This is a genomic window from Pseudonocardia sp. (assembly GCF_029263155.1).
GTDB lineage: Bacteria > Actinomycetota > Actinomycetes > Mycobacteriales > Pseudonocardiaceae > Pseudonocardia.
Genome location: NZ_JAJCYB010000043.1, coordinates 1 through 17,076 on the forward strand (window position 1 = coordinate 1; position 17,076 = coordinate 17,076).

At 73.2% G+C, this 17,076-nt stretch carries 18 protein-coding genes; 15 read left to right on the plus strand and 3 right to left on the minus strand.

The features are described from left to right. Positions 1-137: 137 nt before the first annotated feature. A complete protein-coding gene (fgd, locus tag Q1K26_RS07375; protein ID WP_300008774.1) occupies positions 138-1,145 on the minus strand; it encodes a glucose-6-phosphate dehydrogenase (coenzyme-F420) in 1,008 nt (335 codons plus the stop codon). A gap of 170 nt (positions 1,146-1,315) precedes the next feature. On the opposite strand from fgd, the gene Q1K26_RS07380 reads away from it, so the two are divergent. Further along, positions 1,316-2,047 (plus strand): gamma carbonic anhydrase family protein, encoded by a 732-nt coding sequence (locus tag Q1K26_RS07380; protein ID WP_300008776.1) that lies wholly within the window; start codon positions 1,316-1,318, stop codon positions 2,045-2,047. Between the two features lie 66 nt (positions 2,048-2,113). Here the strand turns inward: Q1K26_RS07380 and Q1K26_RS07385 are convergent, their stop codons facing one another. After that, positions 2,114-2,857: a GntR family transcriptional regulator gene (locus tag Q1K26_RS07385; RefSeq protein WP_300008778.1), complete on the minus strand. Its 744-nt coding sequence runs from the start codon at positions 2,855-2,857 to the stop codon at positions 2,114-2,116. A 100-nt stretch (positions 2,858-2,957) separates the two neighbouring features. Here Q1K26_RS07385 and iolC point away from each other — a divergent pair, with 100 nt between their 5' ends. The 14 genes from iolC to Q1K26_RS07455 all read left to right on the plus strand — a co-directional run bounded on the left by iolC (position 2,958) and on the right by Q1K26_RS07455 (position 15,933). Then, positions 2,958-3,944 (plus strand): 5-dehydro-2-deoxygluconokinase, encoded by a 987-nt coding sequence (iolC, locus tag Q1K26_RS07390; RefSeq protein WP_300008780.1) that lies wholly within the window; start codon positions 2,958-2,960, stop codon positions 3,942-3,944. Then, positions 3,937-4,812: an aldolase gene (locus Q1K26_RS07395; RefSeq protein WP_300008782.1), complete on the plus strand. Its 876-nt coding sequence runs from the start codon at positions 3,937-3,939 to the stop codon at positions 4,810-4,812. The genes iolC and Q1K26_RS07395 overlap by 8 nt, the downstream gene beginning before the upstream one ends. Further along, entirely contained in the window at positions 4,809-5,666 is an 858-nt protein-coding gene (gene iolB, locus Q1K26_RS07400; protein ID WP_300008784.1) for a 5-deoxy-glucuronate isomerase, read from the plus strand. The genes Q1K26_RS07395 and iolB overlap by 4 nt, the downstream gene beginning before the upstream one ends. After that, positions 5,663-7,549, plus strand: coding sequence for a 3D-(3,5/4)-trihydroxycyclohexane-1,2-dione acylhydrolase (decyclizing) (gene iolD, locus Q1K26_RS07405; protein WP_300008786.1), 1,887 nt, complete (start codon positions 5,663-5,665; stop codon positions 7,547-7,549). The genes iolB and iolD overlap by 4 nt, the downstream gene beginning before the upstream one ends. Beyond that, positions 7,546-9,042 (plus strand): CoA-acylating methylmalonate-semialdehyde dehydrogenase, encoded by a 1,497-nt coding sequence (locus Q1K26_RS07410; protein ID WP_300008788.1) that lies wholly within the window; start codon positions 7,546-7,548, stop codon positions 9,040-9,042. Before iolD ends, Q1K26_RS07410 begins: the two co-directional genes overlap by 4 nt. Positions 9,043-9,085: 43 nt before the next feature. Beyond that, on the plus strand, positions 9,086-10,066 hold the full coding sequence (locus tag Q1K26_RS07415; RefSeq protein WP_300008789.1) for a sugar ABC transporter substrate-binding protein: 981 nt from the start codon (positions 9,086-9,088) through the stop codon (positions 10,064-10,066). Between the two features lie 75 nt (positions 10,067-10,141). Beyond that, a complete protein-coding gene (locus Q1K26_RS07420) occupies positions 10,142-11,194 on the plus strand; it encodes an ABC transporter permease (RefSeq protein ID WP_300008791.1) in 1,053 nt (350 codons plus the stop codon). After that, entirely contained in the window at positions 11,191-12,075 is an 885-nt protein-coding gene (locus tag Q1K26_RS07425) for an ATP-binding cassette domain-containing protein (RefSeq protein ID WP_300008793.1), read from the plus strand. The genes Q1K26_RS07420 and Q1K26_RS07425 overlap by 4 nt, the downstream gene beginning before the upstream one ends. A gap of 20 nt (positions 12,076-12,095) precedes the next feature. Then, complete coding sequence (locus Q1K26_RS07430) at positions 12,096-13,112, plus strand: Gfo/Idh/MocA family oxidoreductase (RefSeq protein WP_300008795.1); 1,017 nt, start codon at positions 12,096-12,098, stop codon at positions 13,110-13,112. After that, entirely contained in the window at positions 13,109-14,104 is a 996-nt protein-coding gene (locus Q1K26_RS07435; protein WP_300008797.1) for a Gfo/Idh/MocA family oxidoreductase, read from the plus strand. Before Q1K26_RS07430 ends, Q1K26_RS07435 begins: the two co-directional genes overlap by 4 nt. After that, on the plus strand, positions 14,101-14,958 hold the full coding sequence (locus tag Q1K26_RS07440) for a sugar phosphate isomerase/epimerase (RefSeq protein WP_300008798.1): 858 nt from the start codon (positions 14,101-14,103) through the stop codon (positions 14,956-14,958). Before Q1K26_RS07435 ends, Q1K26_RS07440 begins: the two co-directional genes overlap by 4 nt. Before the next feature lie 100 nt (positions 14,959-15,058). After that, positions 15,059-15,454, plus strand: coding sequence for a Gfo/Idh/MocA family oxidoreductase (locus Q1K26_RS07445; protein WP_300008800.1), 396 nt, complete (start codon positions 15,059-15,061; stop codon positions 15,452-15,454). Next, positions 15,451-15,690, plus strand: coding sequence for a hypothetical protein (locus Q1K26_RS07450; RefSeq protein WP_300008802.1), 240 nt, complete (start codon positions 15,451-15,453; stop codon positions 15,688-15,690). Before Q1K26_RS07445 ends, Q1K26_RS07450 begins: the two co-directional genes overlap by 4 nt. A 6-nt stretch (positions 15,691-15,696) precedes the next feature. Further along, complete coding sequence (locus Q1K26_RS07455) at positions 15,697-15,933, plus strand: WYL domain-containing protein (RefSeq protein WP_300008804.1); 237 nt, start codon at positions 15,697-15,699, stop codon at positions 15,931-15,933. Between the two features lie 102 nt (positions 15,934-16,035). Here Q1K26_RS07455 and Q1K26_RS07460 read toward each other — a convergent pair whose 3' ends face one another. After that, on the minus strand, positions 16,036-17,040 hold the full coding sequence (locus Q1K26_RS07460; RefSeq protein WP_300008806.1) for a LacI family DNA-binding transcriptional regulator: 1,005 nt from the start codon (positions 17,038-17,040) through the stop codon (positions 16,036-16,038). Between the last annotated feature and the right edge of the window lie 36 nt (positions 17,041-17,076).

Below are 17,076 nucleotides of genomic sequence, written 5' to 3' on the forward strand. Positions count from 1 at the left end.
CTCCGTCCCAGCCACCCGCGGTGGCGCGCCGGCGGTGTCCACATGGAGCGCCCGCAGCGCAGCGAGGACGAACGACGTGGACACCGACAAGCGGTGCCGCATGATCTCCGGCGGAGGAGGGGTTGACAAACGGTGTCTCACCGGAGCTCCCGCAGCGCCGGCAGGACGTCCTCGGAGAACTGGGTGAGGAAACGCTCCTGGTCGTGGCCGGGACCGTGGAACACCAGGTGGGTGAGGCCGGCGTCGACGTAGGGCCGGATACCGGCCAGCGCCTCCTCCGGGGTGGACGCCACGATCCAGCGCTTCGCGACCTGCTCGATGGGCAGCTCGTCGGCGAGGCGCTCCATCTCCACCGAGGAGCCGACGCTGTGCTTCTGCTCGGGGGTGAGCGACAGCGGCGCCCAGAACCGGCAGTTCTCCAGCGCCAGGTCGGGGTCCCGGTCGTAGGACATCTTGATCTCGATCATGCGGTCGACGGACCCGCCGACCTTCTCCGCGGCCTGCTCGCCCTCGGCGACGGCGGGGAGCAGCTTCTCGGTGTAGAGCTCCATCCCCTTGCCCGAGGTGCAGATGAAGCCGTCGCCCGCGCGCCCGGCGTACTTCGCCATCTGCGGGCCGCCCGCGGCGATGTACACCGGCACCGGGGTGTCCGGGCGGTCGTAGATCGTGGCGTCGACGGTGCGGTAGTACTCGCCGTCGAACGACACCGGCCCGTCGGAGCACCAGAGCTCGCGCATGAGCCGTACGGCCTCGCGCAGCCGCGCGTAGCGCTCCTTGAACTCCGGCCACTCCCGTCCGGACACCGCGATCTCGTTGAGCGCCTCCCCGGTGCCGACGCCGAGCATCACGCGGTCCGGGTAGAGCATCCCCAGGGTGGCGAAGGTCTGCGCGAGCACGGCGGGGTTGTACCGGAACGTGGGGGTGAGCACCGAGGTGCCCAGCTGGATGCGCGAGGTGCGCTCCCCCACCGCCGCCAGCCAGCTCAGCGCGAACGGCGCGTGCCCGCCCTCGTGCCGCCAGGGCAGGAAGTGGTCCGACACCGCCGCGCTGTCCAGGCCCACCTCCTCGGCCCGCACCGCGTACTCCACCAGCTCGCGCGGGGCGAACTGCTCCGCCGACGCCTTGTAGCCGATCCGCAACGCCACGTCCGTGCCTTCCCTGTCGGTGATCAGTGCCTGCCCCAGCCTGCTACACCGCGGCCCCCGCCGCCTATTCCCTCCCGTTCCGCCTGGACGGCGGTACCGGCCGCCCGCACGGCGCCGGTATCACGACGGGGCACCCGCGCACCTCAACACCGTCGTCGAGGCAGGTGGACATGAAAGCGCAGAAGCGCAGCACCCAGATCTACGCGCCCCCGGAGCCCGACGTGGGCCGCGACGCCCTCTTCGTGCGCCACCGGCACCGGAGCCCGCGGGTCTCCCCCTCGGCCTACATCGCCCCGACGGCGGTGCTCTGCGGCGACGTCACGGTCGGACCGCACAGCCGGGTCCTGTTCGGCGCGGTGATCACCGCGGAGGGTGGCCCGGTCGAGATCGGTGCCCACTGCGTGATCATGGAGAACGCCGTCGTGCGCGGGGTTCCGCAGCATCCCACCCGGCTCGGCGACCACGTGCTCGTCGGCCCGCACGCGGCGCTGACCGGCTGCGTGATCGAGGGCGACAGCCGCATCGCCACCGGGGCGGTCGTGTTCAACGGGGCGCGGGTCGGCGTCGGCGCCGAGATCGACTTCCACGCCGTCGTGCACGTCAACACGGTGGTGCCCGCCGGGATGGCGGTGCCGATGGGATGGTTCGCGGGCGGGGATCCCGCCGAGCTCATCGCCCCGGGCGACCGGGAGCGGATCCGGGAGCGGCTGGGGCCGCTGGACTACCCGGGCACGGTGTTCGGGATCGGGGAGACCGACGCCCCGATGCCCGACATCGCCCGCCGCTACGCCCGCAGCCTGGCCCTGCACCGTCAGGACCAGATCCTGCCCCCGCACCAGCATGAGCGCCTGCCCGACCAGCCCCCTGAAGAGCGACCCGCCCGGCCGCCGGGCCCGCTCTGATCACGACGCCGGGGCAGCCGCGGAGCGCGCCGGCCTGCCGGCGGCCCGGGTGCGACCTCCTCGGCGTCAGCTGCTGAGGGTGAGCTCGAAGGAGTAGCGGCTCGCCCGGTAGACGTGCGAGCCGAACTCGACCGCCCGGCCGGCCTCGTCCCACGCCGTGCGGACCATCGTCAGCATGGGGGCGCCGCGGGGGTCGCCGAGCTGGCGGGCCTCGGCGGCGGTGGCCGCCTTCGCGCCGACGGTCTGGCTCGCCATCCGCGGCACGTGGCCCGCGGCGCGCAGCAGCTCGTAGAGCCCGCGCGTGGCCAGCTCGTCCTCGGTGAGCGGCAGCAGGTTGAGCGGTACCGCGTTGTGCATGATCGCCAGCGGTTCGCCCCCGGAGTAGCGCAGCCGCTCGATCCAGGTGATGTCGAGCCCGCCGGGCACCCCCAGTGCCTCGGCGACGTGGTCGGGCGCGCGGCGCACCTCCAGCAGCAGCACCTCGGTGCGGGGCTCCTGGCCGTCCTTGGCGAGGTCGTCGTAGAGGCTGGTCAGCTCGACGGGCCGGCGCACCTTGGGGTGCACGATCTGGGTGCCGATGCCGCGGCGGCGCACCAGCATGCCGCGCTCGACGAGGTAGGCGATGGCCCGGCGCATGGTGGGCCGCGACACACCGAGGCGCTCGGCGAGCTCCACCTCGTTCTCCAGGCGGCTGCCCACCGGCAGCTCGCCGTCCTCGATGAGCTGCTGCAGGCGGGTCGCGACCTGGAAGTACAGCGGGACGGGGCTGGTCCGGTCCAGGGGAACCTCGGGAACCGTCCGATCCGCCATCGCTGAACCACCTTTGTTAGAACAAAGTGTTGACCTGATCTTTGGACGAGAGTACACCTGACCCCGCGCGAGAAGCCACGACCAGCGACGAGGGAGTCGGATGCCAGGCCACGACACGACCACCGCGGCACCGGAGGTGCTGACGATGGGGCGCATCGGCGTCGACGTCTACCCGCTGCAGACCGGGGTCTCGCTGCGCGAGGTGACGACGTTCGGCAGGTACCTCGGCGGCAGCGCCACGAACGTCGCGGTGGCCGCGGCCCGGCACGGCCGGCGCAGCGCGGTGATCACCCGCACCGGCGACGACCCGTTCGGCGCCTTCCTGCACGACGCGCTGCGCGGCTTCGGCGTCGACGACCGGCACGTCACCGCCGTCCCCGGGCTGGCCACGCCGGTGGTGTTCTGCGAGATCTTCCCGCCCGACGACTTCCCGCTCTACTTCTACGGCCGCGACCCGGCCCCGGACCTGTGCATCCGCGCCGACGAGATCGACCTCGACGCCGTGCGCGCCGCGGAGGTGTTCTGGGTGACCGTCACCGGCCTGTCGCGCGAGCCGAGCCGGGAGGCGACGCTCGCCGCGCTGGCGGCCCGGGAGGGGCGCGGCACCACCGTGCTCGACCTCGACTACCGCCCGATGTTCTGGGAGTCCCGCGAAGAGGCCCGGCGCCGGGTGCGCGAGGCGCTCCCGCACGTCGACGTCGCCGTCGGCAACCTCGACGAGTGCGACACCGCGGTCGGCGAGCGCGAGCCGCAGGCCGCGGCGCGGGCGCTGCACGCCGCCGGCGTCCGGCTCGCGGTGGTCAAGCAGGGGCCGGCCGGTGTGCTGGCCTCCGAGACGACGGGGTCGGGGGGCACGACCCAGGTCGAGGTGCCGCCGGTACCGGTCGAGGTCGTCAACGGCCTGGGTGCGGGCGACGCGTTCGGCGGCGCCCTGTGCCACGCACTGCTGTCCGGGTGGGAGCTGGAGCGCGCGATGCGGTTCTGCAACGCCGCCGGGTCGATCGTCGCGGGCCGGCTGGCCTGCGCCGACGCGATGCCGACCTCCGCCGAGGTCGAGGAGATGCTGAAGGAGACCGTCGGTGCGTGACGAGGTCCTGCGCACGCTGGTCGAGACCCGCGTGCACCGCCCCGGGGCGATCGCCGAGGCCGCCGCGGCCCGGGTGCGCCCGGCGTCGCTGCTCGGCGAGCACGGCCGGCTGATGATGATCGCCGCGGACCACCCCGCCCGCGGCGCGCTGCGCGCCGGGAACCGCGCGATGGCCATGGGGGACCGCGCCGACCTGCTCGACCGGCTGGTACTCGCCCTGTCGCGCCCGGGCGTCAACGGCGTGCTGGGTACCCCGGACGTGCTGGAGGACCTGCTGCTGCTCGGGGCGCTCGACGGGAAGGTGGTCGTCGGGTCGATGAACCGCGGCGGCCTGGCCGGCACCGTGTTCGAGATCGACGACCGGTTCACCGCCTACGACGCCGCCGGCATCGCCGCGAGCGGCTTCGAGGGCGGCAAGATGCTCACCCGCATCGACGCCGAGGACCCGGCCACCGTGCTCACGCTGGAGGCCTGCGCCCGGGCCGTCACCGACCTGGCCGGGCACGGGCTGATGGCGATGGTCGAGCCGTTCCTCTCCCACCGCGTGGACGGCCGCGTGCGCAACGAGCTCACCGCCGACGCCATGACCCGCGCGATGACCGTCGCCGCAGGGCTGGGCGCGACCTCGTCGCACACCTGGCTGAAGGTGCCGATCGTCGAGGAGATGGAACGGGCGATGGCCGCCACGACGCTGCCCGCGCTGATCCTGGGCGGGGAGGTGAGTGCCGACCCGGACGCCGCGTTCGCCGATTGGAGCAAGGCGCTGGCCCTGCCCACGGTGCAGGGCCTGGTGATCGGCCGCTCGCTGCTCTACCCCGCCGACGACGACGTCGCCGCGGCCGTCGACACCGCGGTGGGGCTGCTGTGAGCGTGATCCGGGCCGGGGAGGCCGTCGAGGGGTCGTTCTCCCTGGTCGTCACGCCGATGACGGCCGGGTGGGAGTACAGCTCGCTGCGCGTGTTGGAACTCCCGCCCGGGGGGAGCGCCACGTTCGACACCGGCGAGGACGAGACGATCGTGCTCCCGCTGGCCGGTGGCTGCACGGTGGCGTGCGACGGCGAGCGGTTCGAGCTGGCGGGGCGTCGCTCCGTGTTCACCCGCGTCACCGACTTCGCCTACCTCCCCCGCGACGCACAGGTCACCGTCACCTCCGCAGGCGGCGGCCGGTTCGCACTGCCCGCCGCCCGGGCGTCGCGGCGGCTGCCCGCCCGCTACGGCCCCGCCGAGGGCGTGTCGGTGGAGCTGCGGGGCGCGGGGCAGTCGAGCCGGCAGGTCAACAACTTCTGCATGCCCGGCGCCTTCGACGCCGACCGGCTGATCGCGGTCGAGGTGCTGACGCCCGGCGCCAACTGGTCGTCGTTCCCGCCGCACAAGCACGACGAGGAGCGCGACGGCGAGTCCGTGCTGGAGGAGATCTACTACTTCGAGGTCGCCGGGGGCGGCCCGGGCTACCAGCGGGTGTCGACCTCCGGCCCGGGCCGCGAGATCGACGTCTGCGCCGAGGTGCGCAGCGGCGACACCGTGCTGATCCCGCACGGCTGGCACGGCCCGTCGATGGCCACCCCCGGCTACGACCTCTACTACCTCAACGTGATGGCCGGCCCCGGTGCCGAGCGGGCCTGGCGCATCTGCGACCACCCTGACCACGCCTGGGTCCGCGGCACCTGGGACGACCAGGCGGTCGACCCGCGGCTGCCCCTGACCACCGCGGAGGAGAAGTGAGACTCACCGTCGCCCAGGCCGTCGTCCGGTTCCTGGCGAACCAGTGGAGCGAGCGCGACGGCGCCGAGCAACGGCTCGTGCCGGGGATGTTCGGCATCTTCGGCCACGGCAACGTCGCCGGGATCGGGCAGGCGCTGCTCGAGGTCGCCGACTCGCCTGATTCGTACGGGGGGGACCTCCCGTACCACCTGGCCCGCAATGAGCAGGGCATGGTGCACGCCGCCGTCGGCTACGCCCGGATGCGCGATCGCACGCAGTTCCTGGCCTGCACCGCGAGCATCGGCCCCGGCTCGACGAACATGCTCACTGGCGCCGCGCTGGCCACCACCAACCGCGTCCCGGTGCTGCTGCTGCCCTCGGACGTGTTCGCCACCCGCGTCGCGAGCCCGGTGCTGCAGGAGCTGGAACGCGCCGACGGCTACGACGTGTCCGTCAACGACGCCTTCCGGCCGCTGTCGGTGTTCTTCGACCGGGTGTGGCGCCCCGAGCAGCTCCCCGCGGCGCTGCTCGGCGCGATGCGGGCGCTCACCGACCCCGCACAGACGGGGGCGGCCACGGTCGCGCTCCCCCAGGACGTGCAGGCCGAGGCGCACGACTGGCCCGACGAGCTGTTCGCGAAGCGCGTCTGGCACCTGGCCCGCCCGGTACCCGAGCCCGCCGCGCTCGCCCGCGCCGCCGCGGTCATCGCGGGTGCGCGGCGACCGTTGCTCGTCGCGGGCGGGGGCGTGCACTACTCGCAGGCCTCCGACGCGCTGGAGCGCTTCGCCGGGGCCACCGGCATCCCGGTCGCCGACACCCAGGCCGGCAAGGGCGCGCTGCTGCACGACCACCCGCAGGCCGTGGGCGGCGTCGGGTCCACCGGATCCCCCGTCGCCAACGCACTCGCCCGCGACGCCGACGTCGTGATCGGCGTCGGCACCCGCTGGTCGGACTTCACCACCGCCTCGCGCACCGCGTTCGGGGACCCGGGCGTCCGGTTCGTCAACCTCAACGTCGCCCCCCTCGACGCGGCCAAGCACGCGGGCGAGATGCTGCTCGCCGACGCCCGCGAGGGCCTCGACGCGCTCACCGGGGCACTGGCCGGGCAGCGCTGGGAGTGCCGGTGGGACGCCGGTCCCTGGAACGCCGAGGTCGACCGCGCGTTCCACCTGGGCCACGGGCCGCTCCCGGCGCAGACCGAGGTGCTCGGTGCGCTGAACGAGGAGATCGACGCCCGCGACGTCGTCGTGCAGGCGGCCGGGTCGATGCCCGGTGACCTGCAGATGCTCTGGCGTGCCCGGGACCGCAAGGGCTACCACGTCGAGTACGCCTACTCCTGCATGGGCTACGAGATCGCCGGCGCGCTCGGCGTGAAGATGGCGTGTCTGTCCGAGCCGGGTCCCCCCCGCGAGGTCTGGGCGCTCGTCGGCGACGGCTCCTACCTGATGATGGCGAGCGAGATCGTCACCGCGGTGTCGGAGGGGATCAAGCTCAACCTGGTGATCGTCCAGAACCACGGGTTCGCCTCGATCGGCGCGCTGTCGGAGTCGCTCGGCTCGCAGCGCTTCGGCACCTCCTACCGCTTCCGCGGCGGCTCCGGCCGCCTCGACGGCGACGTGCTGCCCGTCGACCTGGCCGCCAACGCCGAGAGCCTCGGCGCCGACGTGATCCGCGTGCGCACCGTCGAGGAGTTCCGCGACGCGCTCAAGCACTGCCGGGCGGCGACCCGCACCACCGCGATCCACATCGAGACCGACCCGCTCGCCCCGGTGCCCGATCCCGACAGCTGGTGGGACGTCCCGGTGTCGGAGGTCTCGGCCCTGGAGAGCACGCGCCACGCCCGCACGACCTACGAGGCGGGCAAGGCCGCGCAGCGCCCCCTGATCGGAGGAGTCACCCCGTGAGAACCATCAGCCACTGGATCGGCGGAAAGCCCACCACCGGCACGTCGACCCGGACGAGTCCCGTGTGGAACCCCGCCACCGGCACGCAGCAGGCCGAGGTGCTGCTCGCGGGCACCGCCGACGTCGACGCCGCCGTGCAGGCCGCGCGGGCCGCGTTCGAGACGTGGAGCCAGTCGTCGCTCTCGCAGCGGGTGAAGGTGCTCTTCGCGTTCCGCGAGCTCGTCAACTCCCGCATCGCCGACTTCGCCGAGATCATCTCCGACGAGCACGGCAAGGTGCTCTCGGATGCGAAGGGCGAGGTGCAGCGCGGCCTGGAGGTCGTCGAGTTCGCCTGCGGCATCCCGTCGCTGCTCAAGGGCGAGTACTCCGACCAGGTCTCCGGCGGCGTCGACCTGTTCTCCTTCCGCCAGCCCCTGGGCGTCTGCGCGGGGATCACACCGTTCAACTTCCCGGCCATGGTCCCGATGTGGATGTACCCCGTCGCGATCGCCACCGGCAACACGTTCGTGCTCAAGCCCTCCGAGCGCGACCCGGGCGCGTCGATGCTGGCCGCCGAGCTGTGGGCTGAGGCCGGCCTGCCCGACGGTGTGTTCAACGTCGTGCACGGCGACAAGGAGTCCGTCGACGCCTTGCTCGACCACCCGGAGGTGGCCGCCGTGTCCTTCGTCGGCTCCACCCCGATCGCGAAATACATCCACGAGCGCGGCATCGCCAACGGCAAGCGCGTGCAGGCGCTGGGCGGCGCGAAGAACCACGCGATCGTCCTGCCCGACGCCGGCATCGACTACGCCTCGGACCACCTCGTCGCCGCCGCGTTCGGCTCGGCCGGCGAGCGCTGCATGGCGATCTCCGCGGCCGTGGCCGTCGGGTCGGCCGCCGACGCGCTCGTCGAGGCGGTCAGCGCGAAGGCGCTGGCCACCAAGGTCGGCTCCGGGCGCGACGCCGATTCCGAGATGGGCCCGGTGATCACCGCGGCCGCGCGCGACCGGATCGTCGGGCTCATCGGCACCGGGGAGGCCCAGGGCGCCACGCTCGCCGTCGACGGCCGGGGGCTCACCGTCCCCGGCCACGAGGACGGCTTCTTCGTCGGCCCGACCGTGATCGACCGCGTGACGACGGAGATGGACGTCTACACCGAGGAGATCTTCGGCCCGGTGCTGTCGGTGGTGCGCGCCGGGTCGGTCGAAGAGGCCATCGCGATCATCAACGCGAACCCCTACGGCAACGGGACCGCCATCTTCACCTCCAGCGGTGAGGCCGCACGGCGGTTCCAGCGGGGCGTGAACGTCGGGATGATCGGCATCAACGTGCCCATCCCGGTGCCGATGGCCTACTACTCCTTCGGCGGCTGGAAGGACTCGCTGTTCGGGCAGTCCCACATCCACGGCCCCGAGGGCATCGCGTTCTACACCCGGGCGAAGGTCGTGACGTCGCGCTGGCCACGGATCGAGGCCGCCTCGGACTCCTCGTTCCACTTCCCCACCGCGACCTGACCCCCTCGTGCCCCGAAATCCCGTCAACAGAAGGAACACACCGATGAAACTCCGCAAGGGCGTCGTCGTGGCCGCCTCGGCCGCGCTGCTCCTCGCCGCCGGATGCAGCGGCACCGGCCAGGCCCCGTCCGCCGAGAGCGCGGGTGGTGGCGGTGGCACCTACGGCTACACCTTCACCGTCGTCACCCACGGCGCCGCCGGTGACACGTTCTGGGACGTGGTGAAGAAGGGCGCCGAGCAGGCCGGCACCGACGAGGGCGTCACGGTGACCTACCGCGACAGCAACGGTGACCCGGCCCGCCAGTCCCAGCTCATCGACGCCGCGGTGAACGAGGGCGTCGACGGCCTGGTCGTGTCCATGGCCAACCCGGACGCGCTGCGCGGCTCCATCGAGGCCGCGGTCGCCGCCGGCATCCCGGTGATCACCATCAACTCCGGGCAGGACGCCTCCACCGAGTACGGCGCGCTCGCCCACGTCGGGCAGGACGAGACCATCGCCGGGCGCGGGGCAGGCGAGCAGATGGCCGCGGCCGGGGTGAACAAGGCGCTGTGCGTGATCCAGGAGGCCGGCAACATCGGCCTGGAGCAGCGGTGCGCGGGCTTCGCCGAGGGCCTCGGCGGCACGGTGGAGAACCTGCAGGTCGAGAACAGCAACCCGACCGGCGCCCAGGCCACCATCCGGGCCAAGCTGCAGTCCGACCCCTCCATCAACGGTGTCCTCACCCTCGGCCCGGTCATCGGTGCCGTCGCGATCACGGCGGTCCAGGAGTCCGGCTCCTCGGCGCAGCTCGCGACGTTCGACCTCAACGGCGACGTCACCCAGGCCATCGCCGACGGCGACATGCTCTTCGCCGTCGACCAGCAGCAGTACACGCAGGGCTACCTGCCCATCGTGATGCTGACGCTGTACAAGTCCAACCTCAACACCATCGGTGGCGGTCAGCCGGTTCTCACCGGTCCGGGCTTCGTCACGCAGGAGAACGCCGCGCAGGTCCAGGACCTCGCCACCCAGGGCACTCGCTAGAAGCCACCGGAGGGGAGCCGGGCGACCGGCTCCCCTCCACTCCGCGAATCTCCACCCGGGAATCGAGAACCCACCATGACCACGACCCTGTCCCCACCCACACCCGACGCCGACGAACGGGTGGCCCGGATCGGGCTGCTCCGCCGGCTCGTCCTGCGTCCCGAGATCGGCTCGCTGATCGGCGCGGTGATCCTGTTCGTGCTGTTCGCGGTGTCGTCGACGCAGTTCTACTCGCTCGCCGGCATCTCGAACTGGCTCGACCCCGCGTCGCTGTTCGGCATCATGGCCGTCGCGGTGGCGATGCTGATGATCGGCGGTCACTTCGACCTGTCCGCGGGGGTGCTGACCGGCACCGCCGGCCTCGCGACCGCCGTCATGACCACCCAGTGGGGCCTCAACATCTGGGCCGCGCTGCTGGTGTCGCTGCTGCTGTGCCTGGGCATCGGATTCGTCAACGGCTACCTCGTGACACGCACCGGCCTGCCCAGCTTCATCATCACCCTCGCCACGTTCCTCATGCTGCAGGGCCTCAACCTCGCCGTCACCAAGCTGATCACCGGCACGGTGTCGGTGGGCGGGATGGCGCAGGTCCCGTTCTACGACAGCGTGCAGCCGCTGTTCGCCAGCCGGATCAACGTGTTCGGCGTCGATTTCAAGATCCAGATCCTCTGGTGGGTCCTGGTCGTCGCGATCGGCGCCTGGGTACTGGCCAAGACCCGGTTCGGCAACTGGACCTTCGCCGTCGGCGGCGACCCCGTCGCCAGCCGCAACATCGGCGTCCCGGCGGCCCGCACCACCATCACGCTGTTCATGGCGGTGGGGGCCTGCGCGTGGCTGGTCGGCACGCTCAAGCTGATGGAGCAGACCTCCGTGCAGACCAACCAGGGCTTCGGCGAGGAGCTGATCTACATCGTCGCCGCGGTGATCGGTGGCTGCCTGCTGACCGGCGGGTACGGCTCGGTGATCGGTGCCGCGATCGGCGCGCTGATCTTCGGCATGACCAGCCAGGGCATCGTCTACGCGGGCCTGGACAGCGACTGGTTCAAGTTCTTCCTCGGCGCGATGCTGCTGCTCGCGGTGCTCGCCAACCAGTACGTCCGCCGCTACGCCGAACGGAGCGGGAAATGACCACGCCACTGATGGAGATCCGCGACGTCTCCAAGGTGTTCGGCAGCGTCATCGCGCTGCAGGACATCTCCACCAAGGTCGGCGCCGCCGCCGTGACCTGCGTGCTGGGCGACAACGGCGCCGGCAAGTCCACCCTGATCAAGATCTTCGCCGGGGTGCACCGGCACGACGGCGGCGACTTCCTCCTGGAGGGCGAGGCCGTCTCGTTCAGCTCGCCCCGCGAGGCGCTCGACGCCGGCATCGCCACCGTCTACCAGGACCTGGCGGTCGTGAAGCTGATGCCGGTGTGGCGCAACTTCTTCCTCGGGTCCGAGATGCGGAAGGGCAGGGGCCCGGTCGCCCGGCTGGACACCGACGCGATGCGCAGGATCGCGAAGGCCGAGCTGCTCGCCATGGGCATCGACCTGCGCGACATCGACCAGCCGATCGGCACGCTGTCCGGCGGGGAGCGGCAGTGCGTCGCGATCGCGCGGGCGGTGTACTTCGGCGCCAAGGTGCTCATCCTCGACGAGCCGACCGCTGCGCTGGGCGTCAAGCAGGCCGGGGTGGTGCTCAAGTACGTCATCCAGGCCCGCGAGCGCGGACTGGGCGTCATCTTCATCACCCACAACCCGCACCACGCCTACCCGGTCGGCGACCGGTTCATGCTGCTCAAGCGGGGTCGCAGCCTCGGGGACTTCGCCAAGAGCGAGATCACCCGCGAGGAGCTGACCGGCCTGATGGCCGGCGGCGCCGAGCTGGAGGCGCTGAGCCACGAGCTGCAGCAGGGCGGCGGCGCGGCGGCGGAGGCGGCCCAGCAGATCGAGGCCGAGGCGCACGACCTGGCCATCCCCTCCGGTGTCGGCACCGCCGGGACCGGCACACCGCCCGCGAACCGGTAACCGGACCCGAGGGGAACGCAGTGAGCATCAACGTCGGCGTCATCGGCGTGGGCGCGATCGGGCAGGGCCACATCCGCCGGTTGTCCCACGTCCTGTCGGGGGCGCGCGTCGGCGCGGTCACCGACGTCGACCTCGACCGGGCCGGGGAGGTCGCACGCGACCTCCCCGGCACGGTGCTCCACCCGACGGGCGCCGCGCTGGTGGCCGACCCGGGCGTCGACGCCGTCGTCGTCACGTCCTGGGGGCCGACGCACGAGGAGTACGTGCTGGCCTGCATCGCCGCCGGCAAGCAGGTGTTCTGCGAGAAGCCGCTGGCCCCCACCCGGGAGGCCTGCGAGCGGATCGTCGAGGCCGAGACGGCGGCCGGGCGGCGGCTCGTCATGGTCGGGTTCATGCGCCGCTTCGACGCGCAGTACCGGGCGATGAAGGACGTCGTCACCGGCGGGGAGATCGGCCTGCCGCTGCTCATGCACGCGGCGCACCGCAACCCGTCGGTGCCGGACTTCTTCACCAGCGACATGATCATCAACGACTCCGCGGTGCACGACATCGACGTGGCCCGGTGGCTGTTCGACGAGGAGATCGCGGCGGTCACGGTGCTCACGCCGCGGACCTCGCGCAAGGCGAAGGCCGGGTTCCACGACCCGCTGCTCGTGCTGCTGGAGACGGGCAGCGGCGTGCTCGTCGACGTCGAGGCATCGGTCAACGCGGGCTTCGGCTACGACATCCGTGGTGAGGTGGTGGGCGAGGACGGCACCGTCGAGCTGTCGGAGTCGGCCGGAGTGGTCGTCAAGCGGGCCGGGGCGTACTCGGGCCGGGTGCCCGCCGACTGGCGGGAGCGGTTCGTCCGCGCCTTCGACGCCGAGCTCCAGGCCTGGGTCGACGCGGTCGCCGCGGGCGGCACCACCGGCCCGTCGGCGTGGGACGGGTACGCGGCCACGGTCGTCTGCGAGACCGGGCTGGCCGCGCTGCGCTCCGGCGCGCGCGAACCCGTCGTGCTCCGGGAGCGGCCCGATCTCTACGAGGTCGCCCCGTGACGCGGGTCGGGGTGGGGCTGGCCGGGCTGGGGCGGATGGGCCGGATCCACGCCGCCGCGCTGGCCGGCCGGTGTTCCGTCGCCTCCCTGGCGTGCGTGTACGACCCGGACCCGGACGCGGCACGGGCCGCGGGCATCGAGTTCGACGTGCCGTGGACGACCTCGTACGACGAACTGCTCGACCGCGTCGGTGCGGTGGCGATCGCGTCCCCGACCCGCACGCACGCGCCGTTGACGGTGCAGGCGGCGGCCGCGGGCAGGCACGTGTTCTGCGAGAAGCCGATCTCGCTGGACCGCGCCACGACGCTCGACACGCTGAGGGCCGTCGAGGCGGCCGGGATCGTGTTCCAGGTGGGCTTCCACCGCCGCAGCGACCCGGACTGGGCGGCCGCCGCGGCCCGGATCCACGCGGGCGAGCTGGGCGAGGTCACGCTGTTCCGCACCTCGCTGCGCGACATGACCCCGCCGGACCCCGCGTTCCTGTCCGGCTCGGGCGGCTTCTTCCTCGACGTCGTCGTGCACGACCTCGACGTGGCCCGCTGGCTGGTCGGCGAGGTGGTCGAGGTGCACGCGCACGGCGCCGCGGCCGACCCGGCGTTCGCCGCGCTCGGTGACATCGACACCGCCGTCACGGTGCTCCGGTTCGCGAACGGCGCCCTGGGCGTGATCGACAACAGCCGCAGCGCCCGCTACGGCTACGAGTGCTCCACCGAGGTCATGGGCACCCTGGCCACCGCCCGCATCGACGCCCCGCACGTGCGCGGCGTCGAATGGCGGACGCCCGGGCTCGCCTCCCGGGACCTCGCGCGCGACTTCGAGCAGCGCTACCCCTGGGCCTACGCCGCGGAGCTGGACGCGTTCGCCCGCGCCGTCCGCGACGGCACCCCGCCCCCCGTCACCGGTCGCGACGCGCTCGCCGCGTTCGACCTCGCCCTGGCCGCCGACGAGTCCTGGCGGACCGGCGAGCCGGTACGTCCGAAGGAGAACGGATGAAGATCGCCGGAGCGCCCATCTCGTGGGGCGTGTGCGAAGTACCCGGCTGGGGCTTCCAGCTCCCGCCGTCGCGGGTACTGGCCGAGATGCAGGACGTGGGCCTGGCCGCCACCGAGTTCGGACCGGAGGGCTTCCTCCCCGAGGACCCCCGCGACGTGCTCGCGCAGCACGACCTGCAGGCCATCGGCGGGTTCACCCCGCTGCTGCTGCACGTCGCCGGGCACGACCCGGTGCCGGAGGTGGAGAAGCTGCTCGCGACCTACGCCGCCACCGGCTCCGACACCCTCGTGCTCTCCGCGATCAGCGGCCTCGACGGATACGACACCCGCCCCGCGCTCGACGACGCCGGCTGGCGGACCCTGCTCGGCAACCTCGACCGCCTCGCCGGCACCGCCGCCGCGCACGGCGTCCGCGCGGTGCTGCACCCGCACGTCGGCACCATGGTGGAGAACACCGACGACGTGCAGCGCGTGCTCGACGGCTCCACGATCGCGCTGTGCCTCGACACCGGACACCTGCTCATCGGCGGCACCGACCCGGTCGCGCTGACCCGCCAGGCACCCGAGCGGATCGCGCACACCCACATCAAGGACGTCGATCTGGGGCTGGCGCGACTGGTGCAGGACGGGCGCCGTACCTACACCGAGGCCGTCCGCGAGGGCATGTACCGCCCGGTCGGGCACGGTGACGTCGACTTCTCGGCGATCGTCGGCGACCTGCGCGACCACGGGTACACGGGCTGGTACGTCCTGGAGCAGGACACCATCCTGCACGAGGCGCCCTCGGGTGAGGGCCCGCTGACCGACGTCCGCACCAGCGTCGACGCACTGCGCTCGATCCTCGCGCGCGCGTGACGGCGCCGTCGGGCCCCGGCCGGGACGGGCAGCCGGTGAGATCGACACCATCGGGGTCTGCCGGCCGCGGAACCCCCACCACGTCGATCTCAGCCGCATCGTGAGCCGGCCGTTGCGCAACGGCGTCCTGGGCGCGGCGCGGATCACCCGGCAGGCGCTGGTCGAGCCGGCGAGGGAGACCGGCGACCGGCTCGTCGCCGTCGCCGCGCGGGACCCGGAGCGCGCCGGGGCGTTCGCCGCGGAGCACCGCGTCGAGCGGGTCGTCGGGTCCTACGCCGACGTGCTCGCCGACCCCGAGGTGGAGATCGTCTACAACCCGCTGGCCAACGCGCTGCACGGACCGTGGAACCTGGCCGCCGTCGAGGCCGGGAAGCACGTGCTGAGCGAGAAGCCGTTCGCGAGCAACGCGGCGCTGGCCCGGGCGGTCCGCGACGCCGCGGCGGCCGCGGCATCACCGCCCGCGTCGCCGGTGACCGGGGCGAGCCCACGGCGATGAACGTGGTGCTCCCCCAGCGCGACGACCGGGTCGTCGTGCGCGGCCCCGACGGGGAGCGCACCGAGCACCTGGGCACCCGGTCGACGTACCTGTACCAGCTGGCGGCCGTGCGGGCGCACCTGCGCGACGGCGCGCCGTTCCCCACCGGGGCCGACGACGCCGTGCGCACCGCCGAGCTGATCGACGCGGTCTACTCCGCGGCGGGCTTCCCCGCCCGCCCCAGCATCTCGAGGTAGTGCACGTTGGTCATCACGCCGAGCCGGTTCGTGCCGGTGCTGCGCACCCACTTCGGGCGGCACTGCGACGCCGGTCCACCCGGGCCGGACGGCCGCTCGCAGGTGCGCGTGGGCGCCCCGACGACGCTCGACGTCGCCCGGACCCTGGCCGGGTGGGGTGCGGCGGTGGAGGTGCTCGACCCGCCGGCGGTGCGGGCGGAGCTGGCCCGGATCGGCACGGAGCTGGCCGGGCGCTATGCCTGAGCGCGGCCCGCGCGTCGGGGCCGAGCCGCACACCGGTGCTGGACGCGGCGCACCGGTTGCGACCGGTGTGCGGAGGACCGGACCCGGTGCGTGGGGGCGGCGTCACGGCACCCCTACAGGCGGTCCCGTCGTGCCGCGCACCACCAGGCGCGGCCGCAGCACCCGCTCCACGACGCCGCTGCGCCCTCCGTCGAGGCGCTCCAGTGCGGCGTCGACGGCCATCCGGGCCTGCCCCGGTGCGTCCTGGCTGACGGTGGTGAGCCGCACGTGGGCCAGCCGGGAGAGCTCGGCGTCGTCGTAGCCGACCACGGAGACGTCGCCGGGCACGCGCACACCCGCGCGGAGGAACACGTCGAGCAGGCCCAGGGCGCTGCGGTCGTTGGCGGCGACCACTGCGGTGGGCAGGCCGGTGTCGATCAGGGTTTGGGCCGACCGGGCCCCGGCCTCCTCGCTGGCGCCCCCCGGCACGACCCGCGGCTCCAACCCGTGCCGGGCCATCGCCGCGGTGTAGCCCTCGCGGCGCTCCTGCGCCATCTCGGCCTGCCCGCCGTCGACGTGCACGATCGCGCGGTGCCCCAGCCCCGCGAGGTGGTCGACGGACTGGCCGAGGCCGTCGGCGTCGGCGACGCGCACCACGTCGACACCGTCCGGGGGCAGCCGGCGCCCGATCACCACGGTCGGGACGCGCGCACCCAGCGCGGCCAGCGCCTCCGGGGACGACCCGGGCGCCAGCAGCAGCACGGCCTCGCAGCGCAGGTCGAGCAGGGTCTCCACGACCCGCTGCTCGTCGTGGGTACGCGTGATGCCGCTCAACGCCACGGTGTAACCACGGGCGTCGGCGGCGAGCTGCACCTCCTCGGCCAGCTCGGTGCGGAAGGCGTCGCGCAGCAGCACCGGCACCCCGAGCACGTGGGTGCGCCGCCGCGCCAGCAGGCTGGCGCTGCGGTCGGCGCGGTACCCGAGCCGGGCCGCGGCCTCCAGCACGCGCTCGCGGGTCTCGGCGCTCGGGCCGGGAACACCTCGCAGGACGAGCGACACCGACGCCGTCGACACCCCCACCGCGGCCGCGACGTCCTCCAGCCGCGGCCTCTTGACAGTTCCGGTCACGTCCCGGATCGTACACAGTGTTAAAGCGCTTTAAGG

Bases quoted from the DNA above. Each gene is read 5' to 3' on its own strand.
- Q1K26_RS07380 (WP_300008776.1), top strand. From the start codon at position 1,316: ATGAAAGCGCAGAAGCGCAGCACCCAGATCTACGCGCCCCCGGAGCCC.
- Q1K26_RS07385 (WP_300008778.1), bottom strand. From the start codon at position 2,857: ATGGCGGATCGGACGGTTCCCGAGGTTCCCCTGGACCGGACCAGCCCC.
- iolC (WP_300008780.1), top strand. From the start codon at position 2,958: ATGCCAGGCCACGACACGACCACCGCGGCACCGGAGGTGCTGACGATG.
- Q1K26_RS07415 (WP_300008789.1), top strand. From the start codon at position 9,086: ATGAAACTCCGCAAGGGCGTCGTCGTGGCCGCCTCGGCCGCGCTGCTC.
- Q1K26_RS07420 (WP_300008791.1), top strand. From the start codon at position 10,142: ATGACCACGACCCTGTCCCCACCCACACCCGACGCCGACGAACGGGTG.
- Q1K26_RS07425 (WP_300008793.1), top strand. From the start codon at position 11,191: ATGACCACGCCACTGATGGAGATCCGCGACGTCTCCAAGGTGTTCGGC.
- Q1K26_RS07440 (WP_300008798.1), top strand. From the start codon at position 14,101: ATGAAGATCGCCGGAGCGCCCATCTCGTGGGGCGTGTGCGAAGTACCC.
- Q1K26_RS07450 (WP_300008802.1), top strand. From the start codon at position 15,451: ATGAACGTGGTGCTCCCCCAGCGCGACGACCGGGTCGTCGTGCGCGGC.